This window comes from Caballeronia sp. (genome assembly GCF_028292365.1).
Taxonomy (GTDB): Bacteria; Pseudomonadota; Gammaproteobacteria; order Burkholderiales; family Burkholderiaceae; genus Caballeronia.
The window spans coordinates 1-13,251 of sequence record NZ_JAQGMM010000160.1 but is presented as its reverse complement, the minus strand read 5'-3'; the positions used below and the strand labels follow the sequence as shown (position 1 = coordinate 13,251).

At 59.7% G+C, this 13,251-nt stretch carries 12 protein-coding genes and 2 pseudogenes; 1 reads left to right on the top strand and 13 read right to left on the bottom strand.

From position 1 onward, the window contains the following. Together JWR14_RS09875 and JWR14_RS09870 are read right to left on the bottom strand one after the other, a co-directional pair. Nucleotides 1–223: pseudogene (locus tag JWR14_RS09875) on the bottom strand (electron transfer flavoprotein subunit beta/FixA family protein); the annotation flags it as partial. A gap of 341 nt (nucleotides 224–564) precedes the next feature. Beyond that, nucleotides 565–1,488: a histone deacetylase family protein gene (locus JWR14_RS09870; protein ID WP_299705233.1), complete on the bottom strand. Its 924-nt coding sequence runs from the start codon at nucleotides 1,486–1,488 to the stop codon at nucleotides 565–567. 308 nt (nucleotides 1,489–1,796) lie between these two features. Between JWR14_RS09870 and mltB the strand changes: the two genes are divergently transcribed. After that, on the top strand, nucleotides 1,797–2,969 hold the full coding sequence (mltB, locus tag JWR14_RS09865) for a lytic murein transglycosylase B (protein WP_299705230.1): 1,173 nt from the start codon (nucleotides 1,797–1,799) through the stop codon (nucleotides 2,967–2,969). Nucleotides 2,970–3,069: 100 nt separating this feature from the next. Here the strand turns inward: mltB and cysM are convergent, their stop codons facing one another. The 11 genes and pseudogenes from cysM to JWR14_RS09810 all read right to left on the bottom strand — a co-directional run. Beyond that, the gene (gene cysM, locus JWR14_RS09860) at nucleotides 3,070–3,972 is read right to left on the bottom strand and encodes a cysteine synthase CysM (RefSeq protein WP_299705227.1); all 903 of its coding nucleotides are present in this window, start codon (nucleotides 3,970–3,972) and stop codon (nucleotides 3,070–3,072) included. A 186-nt stretch (nucleotides 3,973–4,158) separates the two neighbouring features. Further along, nucleotides 4,159–4,488 (bottom strand): helix-hairpin-helix domain-containing protein, encoded by a 330-nt coding sequence (locus tag JWR14_RS09855; protein WP_299705224.1) that lies wholly within the window; start codon nucleotides 4,486–4,488, stop codon nucleotides 4,159–4,161. 74 nt (nucleotides 4,489–4,562) lie between these two features. Beyond that, complete coding sequence (rfaD, locus tag JWR14_RS09850; protein WP_299705221.1) at nucleotides 4,563–5,555, bottom strand: ADP-glyceromanno-heptose 6-epimerase; 993 nt, start codon at nucleotides 5,553–5,555, stop codon at nucleotides 4,563–4,565. Nucleotides 5,556–5,585: 30 nt separating this feature from the next. Further along, a complete protein-coding gene (rfaE1, locus tag JWR14_RS09845) occupies nucleotides 5,586–6,575 on the bottom strand; it encodes a D-glycero-beta-D-manno-heptose-7-phosphate kinase (RefSeq protein WP_299705218.1) in 990 nt (329 codons plus the stop codon). Then, on the bottom strand, nucleotides 6,553–7,944 hold the full coding sequence (locus tag JWR14_RS09840; protein WP_299705214.1) for a UDP-glucose/GDP-mannose dehydrogenase family protein: 1,392 nt from the start codon (nucleotides 7,942–7,944) through the stop codon (nucleotides 6,553–6,555). Before JWR14_RS09840 ends, rfaE1 begins: the two co-directional genes overlap by 23 nt. A 161-nt stretch (nucleotides 7,945–8,105) precedes the next feature. Beyond that, nucleotides 8,106–9,281, bottom strand: coding sequence for a lipopolysaccharide assembly protein LapB (gene lapB / locus JWR14_RS09835; protein WP_299705211.1), 1,176 nt, complete (start codon nucleotides 9,279–9,281; stop codon nucleotides 8,106–8,108). Nucleotides 9,282–9,372: 91 nt separating this feature from the next. Next, the gene (locus JWR14_RS09830; RefSeq protein WP_299705208.1) at nucleotides 9,373–9,666 is read right to left on the bottom strand and encodes a lipopolysaccharide assembly LapA domain-containing protein; all 294 of its coding nucleotides are present in this window, start codon (nucleotides 9,664–9,666) and stop codon (nucleotides 9,373–9,375) included. Nucleotides 9,667–10,034: 368 nt separating this feature from the next. Then, on the bottom strand, nucleotides 10,035–10,373 hold the full coding sequence (locus tag JWR14_RS09825; protein ID WP_299705205.1) for an integration host factor subunit beta: 339 nt from the start codon (nucleotides 10,371–10,373) through the stop codon (nucleotides 10,035–10,037). A 20-nt stretch (nucleotides 10,374–10,393) separates the two neighbouring features. Further along, a complete protein-coding gene (gene rpsA / locus JWR14_RS09820) occupies nucleotides 10,394–12,109 on the bottom strand; it encodes a 30S ribosomal protein S1 (protein WP_031361047.1) in 1,716 nt (571 codons plus the stop codon). A 188-nt stretch (nucleotides 12,110–12,297) separates the two neighbouring features. Then, nucleotides 12,298–12,972, bottom strand: coding sequence for a (d)CMP kinase (cmk, locus tag JWR14_RS09815; protein WP_299705186.1), 675 nt, complete (start codon nucleotides 12,970–12,972; stop codon nucleotides 12,298–12,300). A 76-nt stretch (nucleotides 12,973–13,048) separates the two neighbouring features. After that, a pseudogene (locus tag JWR14_RS09810) lies at nucleotides 13,049–13,251 on the bottom strand (3-phosphoshikimate 1-carboxyvinyltransferase); the annotation flags it as partial.

The following is a 13,251-nucleotide window of genomic DNA, read 5'->3' as shown; positions in this document are numbered from 1 at the left end:
CCGTACGCAGCGTTTCCTGACATTGCGTCACGCCGCACGATACTGCGATCACTTCCGTCGCCACGCCCGCTTCACGCAGACGCACGGCTTCTTCCACGGCGATTTCGTCGAACGGATTCATCGACATTTTCACGTTCGCGATGTCCACTGCGCTGCCATCCGGCTTGACCCGGACTTTCACGTTGTAGTCGACCACGCGTTTGACTGGCACCAAGATTTTCATGCACACGCTCCTAAGTTACGAATACATCATCCCAAGCCCATTATAACGAGTGACTCCCGGCGCCGATTGCTAACGGCGAACCGCACAGGACCCCGAAGGCTTTGCGCAATCAGTAGACGCTTATTTTTTACAGCACGATCGTTCGATTTTACGCGTGATAACGCACGGGTGGCAATCGGGGATGTGCTCTAAACGGCACGTTGGCGATTTTTTGGGGTGTGCAGCGGGTGATAACCCCTTTTTGCTTCGGAAGCCGCGCGTAGATCAAGAAGTGAATCGACGGGACGCCTGTGCGGTCCGAGCTCAAGCGTGGGATTTCAGGTTTGCCGCAAAGCCGCTGCTCAAATATCAGCCAGCGCACGCACATGCGCGACCACGCTGCGCCCAAGCGCCGACAGGTTATAACCACCCTCGAGCGTGCTCACTATCCGGCCCTTCGCATGACGCTTCGCCACCGCGCGGATCTGCTCCGTCAGCCACGCGTAGTCGTCCTCGACGAGACCCATATTGCCGAGATCGTCCTCGCGATGTGCATCGAAACCCGCGGAGACGAAAATCATCTGCGGCTTGAATTCATCGAGTCTCGGCAGCCACATCATGTCGACGGCTTCGCGCACTGCCATGCCTTTCGTACGCGCGGGCATCGGCAAATTGACCATGTTCGATGCGTGATTGTCGGCGCCGCTGTACGGGTAGAACGGGTGCTGGAAAAAACTGCACATCAGCACGCGCGGGTCGCCCGAGAATGCGGCCTCCGTGCCGTTGCCGTGATGCACATCGAAATCGATGATAGCCACGCGCTCGAGCCCATGCACTTCAAGCGCGTGACGCGCCGCGATCGCGATGTTGTTGAAGAAGCAGAAGCCCATTGCGCGAGCCGGTTCCGCGTGATGTCCGGGCGGCCGCACGCTGCAAAATGCGTTGTCGTAAGTACCGGCGATCACGGCGTCGGTGGCGGCGACCACGGCGCCCGCAGCGCGCAACGCCGCGTGATAAGAACCCGGCGACATCATCGTGTCCGGGTCAATCTCCGCGCGGCCGACTGACGGCGCCGTCTCCTTGACGAAATCGATATGCGCCTGCGTATGAACCCGCGCCAGATCCTCTTCGCTCGCGAGCGGCGCTTCTTCACGCTCGATCAGGGTGTCGATACGGCTTGCGATCAACTGATCCTCGATCGCCTGAAGACGCGCGGGGCATTCGGGATGCCACGGCCCCATGTCGTGAAGAAGGCAATCTGGATGGGTGTAAAAGCCGGTAGCCATGATGGGTTGCGCAGCCGGGCGTGCCGTGCCGCGTGTCTCTTGTCGTTCAGATGTTTTTGTCGGTTGCGGTGCTTGGCCCTTCCGGCCGCGTACAAGCTAGCGGCTCAACGCCGCACCGCGCGGGTTCTTGTTAAGTTACCACACTGGAAATGACCCGGTTGTACGTCATCCCTTTTGCAGCGTCCGCGCCCGCCCGCGGGGCTTTCGGGATGGCGTCGAAAACGCGTCGGTTATACTGATCCGACTCTCGTATGCCCTGCGCGTTTTTCCAGCGCGCCTCGCGTTACATCGCCACAATTACGCACACTATGAACTTCAAGTTTGCTTCGACCGTCTTGCCTTTTTCGGTGCGAACCGCGCGCCTCGCCTTAGTCGCCAGCCTTGTTTGCGCATTTGGCACACTCAGTATCGGCCAGGCAGTTGCGCAATCGCAGCCTCAATCCGCACCAGCGCAGGGGCAGATGTTCGAAGAAGAAATCGTGCCGCAGCGTTACGCGAACAATCCCAATGTGGACGCATTTATTAACGACCTGGTTGCGCGTTACGACTTCGATTCCGCCGCCTTGCATGACCTGTTCAATCGCGTAAGTTATTCGGCCACGGCCGTGAAGCTGGTGCTGCCCTCGCCTACGCCCGCCACCAAGAACTGGCGCGCCTATCAGGCACGTTTTGTGGAGCCGATACGCATTGCGGCCGGCGTGAAGTTCTGGCGCGCGAACCAGGCGGCTTTGCAGCGTGCATCGGATCAGTACGGCGTACCGCCGGAAGCGATTGTCGGGATTATCGGCGTGGAAACAATCTATGGGAAGTACATGGGTAACTTCCGCGCGCTCGATGCACTGACCACGCTCACCTTTGATTATCCCGACACGCCGAACCGCGCGGAACGGCAAGCGACGTTCCGCAAGAATCTCGAAGATCTGCTGGTGTGGACACACGACCAGCAAATCGATCCGACCACCGTGCTGGGCTCGTACACGGGCGCAATCGGCATTCCGCAATTCCTGCCGAGCAGTATCGTGCAGTACGCGGTGGATTACGACGGCAACGGGCACATCGATTTGCGGACCAGCCCGGCCGATGCCATCGGCAGTGTCGCGAACTACCTGAAGCAGCATGGTTGGGAATCGGGACGGCCGGTGGTCTGGAAGATTGCCGGAGACACGGGCAGCCAAGGCATTGCGCAAGCCGCCGCGGATGGACAGCCCGAGCCGCATTGGTCGCTCGCGCAGCTCACGAAAGCCGGCATGCTGATGAGCGAACCGGGGCTCAATACCATGGCGGAAGCGGGCACGCCGGTGACAGTCGTCGACTTGCCGACACCGGGCCGCGCGACCGAATACACGCTCGGCTTGAAGAACTTCTACGTGCTTACGCGCTACAACCGCAGCTTCTTCTATGCACTCGCTGTGTATCAGCTTGGCGAAGCCGTGAAGGCGCAGATGTCGACGGGAAATGCCGGGGTTTCAGCATCGCAATGATGTAGCTACCGTTGGGCGTCTTGGCTCCCGCACTATGCAAAAAGCCCGGCTGATACCGGGCTTTTTTGTGTTTCCGCCTTTATGAGCGACCAAGCCGATGTCAGGCTGGGAACACGCCGGTCGACAGGTAGCGGTCACCGCGATCGCAAACCACGAACACGATGGTCGCATTCTCAACCTGGCGCGCTACGCGCAACGCCACTTCGCACGCGCCGCCGGAAGAAATCCCGCTAAAGATACCTTCCACCGACGCCAGCCGCCGCGCCATTGCTTCCGATGCGGCCTGGCTGACATTTTCCGTACGATCCACGCGGCTCCGATCGAAAATCTTCGGCAGGTAGGCTTCGGGCCACTTCCGGATGCCAGGGATACGCGAGCCTTCTTCCGGCTGCGCCCCAATGATCTCGATGTTCTCGTTCTGTTCCTTCAGATATTGCGACACGCCCATGATGGTGCCGGTCGTGCCCATGGCCGACACGAAATGCGTGATGCGGCCTTCCGTCTCGCGCCAGAGTTCCGGGCCGGTTGTCTCGTAGTGCGCGAGTGGATTATCCGGATTCGCGAACTGGTCGAGAATGATGCCTTTGCCGTCGCGCTGCATTTGCTCGGCGAGATCGCGGGCGTATTCCATGCCGCCGGTGACCGGCGTGAGTACGATTTCCGCGCCGTAGGCCGCCATGCTTTGGCGACGTTCGACCGAGAGGTCCTCCGGCATCAACAGCACCATCTTGTAGCCACGAATGGCGGCGGCCATGGCCAGCGCGATGCCAGTATTGCCGCTTGTCGATTCGATCAGCGTGTCGCCAGGCTTGATGCGGCCGCGCTCTTCCGCCTTCTTGATCATCGAAAGTGCCGGACGGTCCTTCACGGAACCCGCCGGGTTGTTGCCCTCGAGCTTGCCGAGGATCACGTTGTTGCGGCTGCGGATTTCATCGTCCGGAATGCGGACCAGTTGCACCAGCGGCGTATTGCCAATGGTGTCTTCAATAGTCTTGTAAGCCATAGTGGTCGTGGGGTTGCTGCGGTCGATAAGCTACTGATTGTAGCCCAGCGGGTTTCTGGGTGCCGAGCGGCCCTATTGGACGGAGGGGATGATGTGCCAGCACTTTGGAAAGCTGCGGACTGCGGGCTGCCAGCGAACGAAGGCGCATCGAGTCGACCGGCGCGCCGACCGATGCGCCATATCGCTTTACTTTTTGACGACGACCGCGCCGGCAGCCGGCTTGGCACCGGCACCTGCCACCGCCGCGGGCGTTCCGCCCGGTCCAATGGTCAGCCCTTCAGCCTGCAAGCGCTCGACCGTCTTGCCGCCCATGCCCTTGACGCGTTTGCTCAGCTCGGCCGCATCTTTAAACGGACCATGTGCTTCGCGTTCATCGAGGATGGCTTTCGCCTTGGCCGGCCCAATGCCCTTGATGCCGCGTAATGCATCGGAATTGGCGTTGTTGATATCCACGGCGGCGAACGCCGAACCGATTGATACAGCCAGCGTGAACGCCGCGAGAAGTTTCTTGATCATGTGAGTCTCCCTTGAAAACCGGTCCGCGATGATCGCTGACCGGGAGACCCAGTGTATGAAGATAGCGAATGCTTTTATAGCTGACCGAATAGCCAACGCACGTACCGGTCGACACCTTCCTGAACTGTCAGGAAAGGTGCGTCATACCCGGCCTCACGCAGCTTCGACTGATCAGCCTGCGTGAAACACTGGTACTTGCCGCGCAATGCATCAGGGAACGGAATGTACTCAATCAAGCCACGCTGCACTAACTCCGCCAGCGACAACGGCGCTTCGCCGTCAATTGCCCGCAGCGAGTTCACCACCGTCGACGCAATGTCGTTGAATGGCTGGGCGCGCCCCGTACCAAGGTTGAAAATACCCGACGTCTCCGGATGATCGAAGAAGTGCAGATTGACTTTCGTCACGTCTTCCACCGACACGAAATCGCGCGTCTGCTCGCCCGCGCCATATCCGTTGTATTCGCCAAACAGCTTGACCTTGCCCTCGGCGCGGAACTGGTTGAAGTTGTGGAACGCGACAGACGCCATGCGTCCCTTGTGATTCTCGCGCTGTCCGTACACGTTGAAATAGCGAAAACCAGCAATCTGAGTGCGTGCTTTCGGCAGGATCTGGCGCACGATCTGATCGAAGAGAAATTTCGAATAACCGTACACGTTCAACGGCTTCTCGACGTCCCGGCGCTCGACAAATTCACTCGATCCGCCATACACCGCCGCCGACGACGCATACAGGAACTGCACGCCCTGCTCCAGGCACGTATCTAGCACCTCGCGGCTATAGCGGAAGTTGTTTTCCATCATATAGCGGCCGTCGGTTTCCATTGTGTCGGAACACGCGCCTTCATGGAAAACAGCCCTGACCTTGCCGAAATCGCCGCGTTTAAAGCGCGTGACGAATTCCGTCTTGTCGAGAAAATCGTCGATCTCGCAATCGACCAGGTTCTTGAATTTGTCGGCGCGCGTGAGGTTGTCGACCGCGATGACACGTTGCTCGCCACGCTCGTTGAGCGCCTTCACGATGTTGCTGCCGATAAACCCGGCCGCGCCGGTAACGATGATTGTCATGGTGGTATTAGCCGAGAGGTCAGCCGAAAATCAGGCGAAAAGTTCGTTGTAGTCGACGGTCGCCGTACCCAGTTTCCCGACGACGATTCCCGCTGCACGGTTGGCGTAAGCGATGCAGTCCACCAGCGGCACACCCGCGCCCAGCATGGTTGCAACGGTTGCAATGACCGTGTCGCCGGCACCCGAAACATCATACACTTCGCGCGCATCGGCCTGCGTATGGACCACTTGGCCGGCGGTGAAGAGCGTCATGCCTTCCTCCGATCGCGTGAGCAGCAACGCGCTGATATCGAGCGACTCGCGCAGCGCCGTGACACGTACGAGCAAATCTTCTTCCGAGCTCCAGCGCCCGACCACTTCACGCAATTCCGCACGGTTCGGCGTGATTAGCGTGGCGCCACGATACCGGTCCCAGTCGTCACCCTTCGGGTCGACCAGCACGGGTTTGCCGGCCCGCTTCGCGTCCGCGATCATTTGCGTCACGTGCGTCAGGCCGCCCTTCGCGTAATCCGACATCAGGATCACATCGTGTTGCGGCAAGAGCGACTCGAAGCGGGCAAGACATGCGCTCAGGACTTCGTGCGTTGGTGAATTCTCGAAGTCGACTCGAAGCAATTGTTGCTGCCGCGACAGCACGCGTAGCTTGATGGTGGTGAGCAACTCGGGATCGCGCTCAAGGAAAGCCGTCACCCGGCTCTCGCCGAGCAACGTCACAATGCGTTCGCCCGGCTCATCATGCCCAACCACGCACAGCAAGCCCGCCTGTGCGCCCAGCGCGGCCGCGTTGCGCGCCACGTTCGCCGCGCCGCCGAGCCGGTCTTCCTGGCGCTGTACATGCACAACCGGCACGGGCGCTTCCGGAGAAATGCGGTTCACATCGCCGAACCAGTAACGGTCGAGCATCACGTCGCCGACCACCAGCACACGCGCCGCCGCAATGCGTGCACGTGGAACCGGTGGAACGGGAGCGTGTGCAGCGACCGCAGGCACCGCTGCGTCAAGTGACAGGGAGTTCGACATGGGGACGTCCTATTGCAAAATAGTCGATGCCGAGTTCCGCCATCGCTTCGGGTTCGTACAGGTTGCGGCCATCGAAAATGACCGGCATCTTGAGCTCGCTCTTCAGATGCGCGAAGTCCGGGCTCTTGAATTCCTTCCACTCGGTCACGATCACAAGAGCGTCCGCGCCGGGCAACGCGTCCTTTTGTGAATCGACGAAATGCAGGCGTTCGAGCTGTTGCGGTTTATCGGCGAGATCGAGCGCGAAAACTCGACGGCTTTCCGCCACGGCCACGGGGTCGTAAGCACGAACCGTCGCACCGCGCTCGAGCAGCGCGCCAATCAGCCGGCGGCTCGACGCCTCGCGCATGTCGTCGGTATTCGGCTTGAACGCGAGGCCCCATACGGCAAACGTGCGGCCGCGCAAGTCTTCGCCCATGCGCTTCGTGATCTTGCTGACAAGCACTTCCTTCTGCAGATCGTTCACTTCTTCCACGGCTTCGAGGATCCGCAACCGATGTCCGTTTTCACGCGCCGTCTGCGCCAGCGCCTGCACGTCCTTCGGGAAACACGAACCACCGTAGCCGCAACCGGCATACAGGAAGTGATACCCGATACGCGGGTCCGAACCAATGCCGCGACGCACCGCTTCAATATCCGCGCCCACGGCATCGGCGAGATTCGACAAGTCGTTCATGAACGAAATGCGCGTGGCGAGCATGGCATTCGCCGCGTACTTCGTGAACTCGGCCGAACGCACGTCCATATAGAGCGTGCGTTCGTGATTACGGTTGAACGGCGCGTAGAGGCCCTTGATCTTCTCGCGGGCGATCTGGCCAGCTTCGTCGTCATCAACGCCGAGCACAATGCGGTCGGGGCGCATGAAGTCGTCGACAGCCGCGCCTTCCTTCAGGAACTCCGGATTCGATAGAACCGAAAAGCCGTTCTTGCCCTTGGGCTCGATCCCGCGTGCCTTCAGTTCCTGCTCGACTACGTTGCGCACGTGCTGGGCTGTGCCGACCGGAACCGTCGATTTATCGACGATCACCTTGAAGCCGTTTGCATAACGCCCGATGTTGCGCGCAGCCTCGAGCACATACTGCAAGTCGGCGGAACCGTCCTCGTCCGGCGGCGTTCCCACCGCGATGAACTGGATCTCGCCGTGCTCGACGCTTTCCTGAATATTCGTGGAAAAACGGATGCGGCCGGCAGCACGCGTCCGTTTCAGGATCTCGTGCAAGCCCGGTTCGTGGATCGGCACACCGCCGTTATTGAGGATGTCGATCTTGCGCGCATCGACGTCCAGGCATAGCACGTCGTTGCCAATTTCAGCGAGGCACGCGCCGGTCACTAGTCCGACGTAGCCCGTCCCAATGATGGATATTTTCATAAGCGTTCCGGAGAAACCGGTGATGGTCGTTGGATCAGGCCAAAACGGCCGCGGAGTCCGATCGTGTCAAACGTTGCGTGTCCTGTGCATCCCGCGTGAGCCAGGCCGCAAGGGCCAGGCTACGCAGGTCGCGCGTCAATCCGTGGTCACGCGAGCCGCCTTCAGACGGATGCGGTGATCGGCTCGACGCGGCGTGGCGCATAGGTTTCCCAGCCGCTGCAGCCGGGACATTGCCAGTAAAAGAGACGCGCACGGAAACCGCAATTCTGGCATGTGTAGCGCGGCAGGTTCTTGGTCCGCTGCTTGACGAGCGTGCGCATCAGTTCGAGTTCGCTGCGACGCGGTTCCTCGGCCGTGGCCACTTGCGCTTCCAGCAGCCGAGTCATGCCGGCGACATTCGGCGATGTCTGCATCTGATGCCGCGCAAGCGCGTGGGCTGCGTCCATTCCGCGCAATTGCGAGACGTGCTTGAACGCCACGTCGAGAAGATCATTCGACGGATAGCGATTCACGTAATCAACCAGCAAATCCACGCCCTCAGCCGTACGGCCGAGTTGTTCGTAAGCCTGCACCAGTTTTTCGGCCACCAGCGGCAGATACGCCGCATTCTGCTCTTCCACGCGACGCCAGCACACGATAGCCGACTCCAGATCGCCACCGGCGGCATCCACGTCGCCAACCAGAATGGTCGCCCGCACGTTGTCGGGATTCGCCGCGAGCGCGAGTTTCAGTTCAGCACGGGCGTCTGCCGGGTTCTTGCGCTGCAGCGCTTCTTGCGCGAGTTCGCAATGGAACTGGGCGACTTCCTTTTCAAGCGTCGCCGCGCCCATTTCCTGGATTCGGCCGGCGGTTGCAATCGACTTGTTCCAGTCTTTCTCGATCTCGTAGATAGTCAGCAACGCCCGTTGCGCACCCAACGCATATTCGCCGGCTTCGAGCGACCGGAACGTTTCCTCGGCGCGATCCAGCAGACCCGCCTTCAGGAAATCCTGGCCGAGTTCGAACAACGCGTGATCGCGTTCGGCGACTGGCAAATCAGCGCGGCCAAGCAGGTTCTGATGCACGCGAATGGCCCGGTCCGTCTCACCGCGGCGGCGAAACAGGTTACCGAGCGCAAAGTGCAATTCGATGGTTTCGGGGTCGAGCTTTGCAACTTCGATAAAGGCGTCGATGGCCTTGTCGTGTTGCTCGTTCAGCAGGAAATTGAGGCCGCGAAAATACGAGCGCGGCAGATTCGCGTTTTCGGACAGCAGCGTTTTCAGGTCATAGCGCGATGCCATCCAGCCGAGAGCGAACGCGACCGGAATGACAAGCAGCCACCAGAAGTCTAGATCCATGCGAATTCTTGGAAAGGGTTAAGGGTCAGCACGGAGTGCCGGAAGCGGGCACTTGACCGCACTGACACGAGGCCAATCACTGCGCGACCCGTCAGATCAGCGGCGGCATAGGCGGATCCATCGGGACGACAGGAGCATCGCGTGCTGTGCGCAGTTCGCGCTTGAGCCGGGCATTTTCCATCCGCAGACGAAACAACGAAGGCAGCGACGAGAGCAGTCCAGCCACCAAGCCAACCACAAAAAACGCCAGGCCAATCAGGATCAGCGGTGCCTGCCAAGAGTAACCAGCGAGAAAATTGAGCGTCGCACTTTGCGTATTGGCCAACGCCAACACGAGCAGGAGCACGAAAACCAGTACACGGATCAGCCAGACAAAAAATTTCATAAGGGTCTCTTTGACGGCAATTGCGGAACGACGCAGGAGGCAACGCGGGCGGTGGGTACAACACCGATATCCACTAGGGACGCAAAGCGCGGGCCACGCTGCACTGGGTCGTTGGCGTTCGGTATTGTAATTGAAGCCTATGAGGCAATGCGCAACGGCTTGGACGATAGGCCGATCCGGAGGACGTTTGCGGCAGTTTACCGCTCCACGTTAACGCGAAAGATAGCAGTGGCGAACGATCGTGCAGAACGAAAGCGCCATTGGCGGACATCCGGCGGAGACATAAAAAAAGCACCCTTGCGGGTGCTTTTTTCGGTCATTTGCCTCTGGCAGACAACGGCTTGATGCGGCTTGAACTCGGACGCCGGTCAAACATCGTCGTCTTCGTCACTATCCGCTTCATTCGACTGTTTCAGCGGCTCGCCCGAGCGGCCGTCTACCCGTTCGCGCAACTCCTTGCCAGGTTTGAAGTGCGGTACGAATTTCTCCGGTACCTGCACCTTCTCCCCTGACTTGGGATTGCGTCCAACGCGCGATGGACGACGATTGAGGCCAAAACTGCCGAAGCCGCGGATTTCGATGCGATGGCCGTTGGCCAAAGCGTCCGACATCGCATCGAGCATCGTCTTCACCGCGAAATCCGCATCTTTAAGAACAAGTTGCGGAAATCGCAGCGCCAGTTGGGCGACCAATTCCGATTTGGTCATGCTGCAGCAATACCTGCGGCTTAGCCGTTCTGGCCGTCGAGCTTGGCTTTCAACAGCGCGCCAAGGTTCGTCGTGCCGGTTGCAGCCGTGCTCGAGTCAGCCGAAGCCAGACCACGGATAGCTTCCTGTTGCTCAGCCGAATCCTTGGCCTTGATCGACAGGTTGATGCCACGCGACTTGCGATCGATGTTGATGATCATCGCGTTGACCTTGTCGCCTTCCTTCAGCACGTTGCGAGCATCTTCCACGCGGTCCTGAGCGATTTCCGACGCGCGGAGATAACCTTCCACGTCTGCCGTCAACGTCACGACTGCACCCTTCGCGTCCACCGACTTGACCACGCCGTCAACCGTCGCGCCCTTGTCGTTCATTGCCACGAAGTTGCTGAACGGATCGCCTTCGAGTTGCTTGATACCCAGCGAAATGCGTTCCTTCTCGACATCGATGCCCAGAACGATAGCCTGAACTTCGTCGCCCTTCTTGTACTTGCGAACCGCTTCTTCGCCCGTTTCGCTCCACGACAGGTCCGAGAGGTGAACCAGACCGTCGATGCCGCCCGGCAAACCGATGAACACGCCGAAGTCGGTAATCGACTTGATCGCGCCTTCCAGCTTGTCGCCCTTCTTGAAGTTGCGGCTGAAGTCGTCCCACGGGTTCGGCTTGCACTGCTTCATGCCGAGGCTGATACGGCGGCGGTCTTCGTCGATTTCGAGAACCATGACTTCGACTTCGTCGCCGAGTTGCACAACCTTCGACGGTGCAACGTTCTTGTTCGTCCAGTCCATTTCCGACACGTGAACCAGGCCTTCGATGCCCGATTCCACTTCGACGAATGCGCCGTAGTCCGTGATGTTCGTCACCTTACCGAACAGGCGCGTGCCCGACGGATAACGGCGGGAAATGCCTTCCCACGGGTCGTCGCCGAGTTGCTTGATCCCCAGCGAAACGCGGTTCTTTTCTTGGTCGAACTTGAGGATCTTTGCGGTCACTTCCTGGCCAACCGACAGCACTTCGCTCGGGTGACGCACACGACGCCATGCGATGTCCGTGATGTGCAGCAAGCCGTCGATACCGCCGAGGTCCACGAATGCGCCGTAGTCCGTGATGTTCTTGACCACGCCTTCCACGATCGCGCCTTCCTTCAGCGTTTCGAGCAGCTTTGCGCGCTCTTCGCCTTGGGTCGCTTCGATCACGGCACGGCGCGACAACACAACGTTGTTACGCTTGCGGTCGAGCTTGATGACGCGGAATTCGAGCGTCTTGCCTTCGTACGGGGTCGTGTCCTTGACCGGACGCGTGTCAACCAGCGAACCCGGCAAGAACGCGCGGATGCCGTTGACCATGACGGTCATGCCGCCCTTGACCTTGCCCGTGATCGTGCCGGTCACGAGTTCGTTGTTGTCGAGCGCTTTTTCCAGCGACAGCCACGAAGCCAGACGCTTCGCCTTGTCACGCGACAGGATGGTGTCGCCATAACCGTTTTCCAGGGCGTCGATAGCCACGGAAACAAAGTCGCCCGCCTGCACTTCTACCTCGCCCGCGTCGTTCAGGAATTCTTCGAGCGGAATGTAGGCTTCGGACTTGAGACCCGCGTTGACGACCACGAAATTGTGGTCGACGCGCACGACTTCGGCGGAAATAACTTCACCCGCACGCATGTCCTGCTTGGTCAACGACTCTTCGAACAGAGCCGCAAAAGATTCGGTAATCGGGGTAGATGTTTGCAGGTCGGACATAAAAATCTATAGTTGCGCAGCTGCTTCGCGATGCCTGCCCAAACTGTTCGGGCTGATGGCAAAAAAGGCGAACGCCACACGGGGTTGAGGGGTTAAAACACGCTCCATGTTTCTCATGGAGCTCCAAAGCAAAGCCGCCAAATGGTGGCCTTTTTCCAACAATTGCAACGAACTACGTGTGAACTGCCTTAAGCCGACTGAAACCAACCAATGATCTGATTGACCGCCTGGTCAATGGATAACCCGGAGGTGTCCAGCGTCTTCGCGTCCAATGCAGGCTTGAGCGGCGCGGCCACACGGTTACTGTCTCGTGCGTCCCGCTCGCGCAAATCTCGTAGCAAGTCTTCCATATTAGCAGAAAAGCCTTTTTGTATCAATTGCTTATGCCGCCGGGCAGCCCGCGCTTCAACGCTCGCGGTGAGAAACACCTTGAGCGTTGCATCGGGGAAAATAACGGTGCCCATGTCGCGGCCGTCGGCAACCAGCCCCGGAGGCTTGCGGAACGCCCGCTGGCGCGCAATCAGCGCCGTCCTAACCTGGCCGTGAACGGCAATCGCTGATGCACGGTTGCCAATTTCCTCGGCACGAATTTCCGTCGATACATCCACGCCGTCGAGCTGCGCCAGGCCTTCCCGGAACGTGATGTGGAGATCTGCAACGAGTTCGGCGAGCGCGTCGCCATTCTCGGGCTCGATGTTGTAGCGCGCGCTTGCGAGTGCGGTGAGCCGGTACAGCGCGCCGCTATCGAGTAAATGGAAGCCGAGCGTGGCGGCGACCGACGCGGCGACAGTGCCTTTGCCCGAAGCCGTCGGGCCGTCAATGGTGATAACAGGAGTCTGGTGAAACGGACGGGTGGGTTTCATCGGAGACGTCCGGATCGGCGGGAAATTACGCGCGGGGTCGGAGCTTTCATCGCTGTGATTGGTTTAGTCATGGTCATCAGGCCTTCGCGAGCTTGGCGAACTGCTCGAAATAATCCGGGAAGGTCTTGCCGACGCATTTCGGGTCGTTGATACGCACTGGCACGCCGCCGAGGCTCACCAGCGAAAAACACATGGCCATGCGGTGGTCGTCGTAGGTATCGATGGCGGCATTCGGCGTCAATGCGGCCGGCGGCGTCACCACGAGGTAATCCGCGCCCT

Bases quoted from the DNA above. Each gene is read 5' to 3' on its own strand.
- JWR14_RS09870 (WP_299705233.1), bottom strand. From the start codon at position 1,488: ATGGCTACCGGCTTTTACACCCATCCAGATTGCCTTCTTCACGACATG.
- mltB (WP_299705230.1), top strand. From the start codon at position 1,797: ATGAACTTCAAGTTTGCTTCGACCGTCTTGCCTTTTTCGGTGCGAACC.
- cysM (WP_299705227.1), bottom strand. From the start codon at position 3,972: ATGGCTTACAAGACTATTGAAGACACCATTGGCAATACGCCGCTGGTG.
- JWR14_RS09855 (WP_299705224.1), bottom strand. From the start codon at position 4,488: ATGATCAAGAAACTTCTCGCGGCGTTCACGCTGGCTGTATCAATCGGT.
- rfaD (WP_299705221.1), bottom strand. From the start codon at position 5,555: ATGACAATCATCGTTACCGGCGCGGCCGGGTTTATCGGCAGCAACATC.
- rfaE1 (WP_299705218.1), bottom strand. From the start codon at position 6,575: ATGTCGAACTCCCTGTCACTTGACGCAGCGGTGCCTGCGGTCGCTGCA.
- JWR14_RS09840 (WP_299705214.1), bottom strand. From the start codon at position 7,944: ATGAAAATATCCATCATTGGGACGGGCTACGTCGGACTAGTGACCGGC.
- lapB (WP_299705211.1), bottom strand. From the start codon at position 9,281: ATGGATCTAGACTTCTGGTGGCTGCTTGTCATTCCGGTCGCGTTCGCT.
- JWR14_RS09830 (WP_299705208.1), bottom strand. From the start codon at position 9,666: ATGAAATTTTTTGTCTGGCTGATCCGTGTACTGGTTTTCGTGCTCCTG.
- JWR14_RS09825 (WP_299705205.1), bottom strand. From the start codon at position 10,373: ATGACCAAATCGGAATTGGTCGCCCAACTGGCGCTGCGATTTCCGCAA.
- rpsA (WP_031361047.1), bottom strand. From the start codon at position 12,109: ATGTCCGACCTGCAAACATCTACCCCGATTACCGAATCTTTTGCGGCT.
- cmk (WP_299705186.1), bottom strand. From the start codon at position 12,972: ATGAAACCCACCCGTCCGTTTCACCAGACTCCTGTTATCACCATTGAC.